Consider the following 1,408-nt stretch of genomic DNA (forward strand, 5'->3'; position numbering starts at 1 on the left):
GGCCCGGAGAAGCGAACCGGCTCCGGTTCACGCCGCCCTCTGGCGCTGCTGATCGGGGCCGCGGCGGTGGTCGCCCTCAGCGGTACGGCCATGGCGGTGTGGGTGCTGCCGAGCTCCTCGGGGAGCGATGCCGCCCTGGTCGACGCGAAGGCGCCGGCCCCCGGGGCGAGCGCCGCCCTGCCCGCGCCGTCCTCGTCCCCGACCCGGACCCCGGCCTCGGCCGGCCCGTCCGCCTCGGCCTCCCCGTCGCCGAGCGCCTCGAAGTCGGCGTCGCCGTCCCCGTCACCGAGCGCGTCCCGCTCGTCCGCGCCGCCGTCCGCGAGCCCGTCACCCAGCGCGAGCCGCTCGTCGGCCCCGCCGCCGGCCTCGCAGGCCCCGATCCTGCGGTACGGGGACTCGGGTCCGGAGGTCGAGAAGCTGCAGCGTCTGCTGTCTGCGCAGGGTCTGTACCGGGGCAAGATCAACGGGAGGTTCGACTGGAGGGTGGAGGACGCGCTGTCGCAGTTCCAGTACGACCACGGCATCGACGACCAGGAGTGGGGCGTCTACGGCCCCGTGACCCGCAAGGCGCTGGAGGGATAGGAGTCACACGTCGGCTGGTGGCGCGGACCGCCCTTTGTTTTGTATCGTGTAGGAACAAAGTGGTTCCGTCCTCATTCCCTGACCGGTGGACGGAACCACTTGTTCTCTTTTCCCGCCCCGTCTGGAGCCCCGCCGATGCCGGCCAGCACGACCACCGCACCCGTCGTCCTCACCGCCAAGGCTCTCCTCCTGGACATGGACGGCACGATCGTCAATTCCGACGCGGTGGTCGAGCGCTGCTGGCGCGACTGGGCGCTGTCCCACGGCCTGGACCCACATGAGGCCCTGAAGGTGGTGCACGGCCGTCAGGGCTACGCCACCATGGCCGTCCTCCTGCCGGACCGCCCGATGGAGGTCAACCACGCCGAGAACGCGGTGATGCTGGCCCGCGAGACCGCCGACACCGACGGCGTGGTCCCGGTCGCGGGCGCTTCGGCGTTCATGACGGCGATCGCCGCCCTGCCGCACGCCCTGGTCACCTCCGCGGACGCCGCCCTCGCAACGGCCCGGATGACGGCCGCCGCCCTCCCGATGCCCGCCGTACGGGTGACGGCCGAGTCCGTCCAGGCCAGCAAGCCCGACCCCGAGGGCTTCCTCAAGGGCGCCGCCGCACTGGGCGTGGACCCGGCCGACTGCATCGTCTTCGAGGACTCGGCCGCCGGCATAGCCGCCGGCCGCGCGGCCGGCATGCGCGTGATCGGCGTGGGCCCCCGCGCGGCCGCCCACGCCCCGACGACCCACGTCCCGGACCTGAAGACCCTGGCCGTGACGACCACCCCGGACGGCACGATCCAGATCACGGTCGGTGCGGGGGCCTGAGGCTTGG

Annotated in this window: 2 protein-coding genes and 1 pseudogene; 2 read left to right on the forward strand and 1 reads right to left on the reverse strand. The window is 73.4% G+C overall.

Translation table 11 applies throughout. From position 1 onward, the window contains the following. Window positions 1-458 (reverse strand): annotated as a pseudogene (locus PV721_RS43360) (hypothetical protein); the annotation flags it as partial. On the opposite strand from PV721_RS43360, the gene PV721_RS43365 reads away from it, so the two are divergent. Both PV721_RS43365 and PV721_RS43370 read left to right on the forward strand, forming a co-directional pair. Further along, window positions 445-582 carry a peptidoglycan-binding domain-containing protein gene (locus tag PV721_RS43365; RefSeq protein ID WP_319734379.1) on the forward strand — a complete coding sequence of 46 codons (138 nt, stop codon included), beginning with the start codon at window positions 445-447 and terminating at the stop codon, window positions 580-582. The pseudogene PV721_RS43360 and the gene PV721_RS43365 overlap by 14 nt on opposite strands. Window positions 583-717: 135 nt before the next feature. Beyond that, window positions 718-1,401 (forward strand): HAD-IA family hydrolase, encoded by a 684-nt coding sequence (locus tag PV721_RS43370; RefSeq protein WP_319734377.1) that lies wholly within the window; start codon window positions 718-720, stop codon window positions 1,399-1,401. Window positions 1,402-1,408: the final 7 nt, after the last annotated feature.

This window comes from Streptomyces sp. MB09-01 (assembly GCF_033794505.1).
Lineage (GTDB): Bacteria > Actinomycetota > Actinomycetes > Streptomycetales > Streptomycetaceae > Streptomyces.

Bases quoted from the DNA above. Each gene is read 5' to 3' on its own strand.
- PV721_RS43370 (WP_319734377.1), top strand. From the start codon at position 718: ATGCCGGCCAGCACGACCACCGCACCCGTCGTCCTCACCGCCAAGGCT.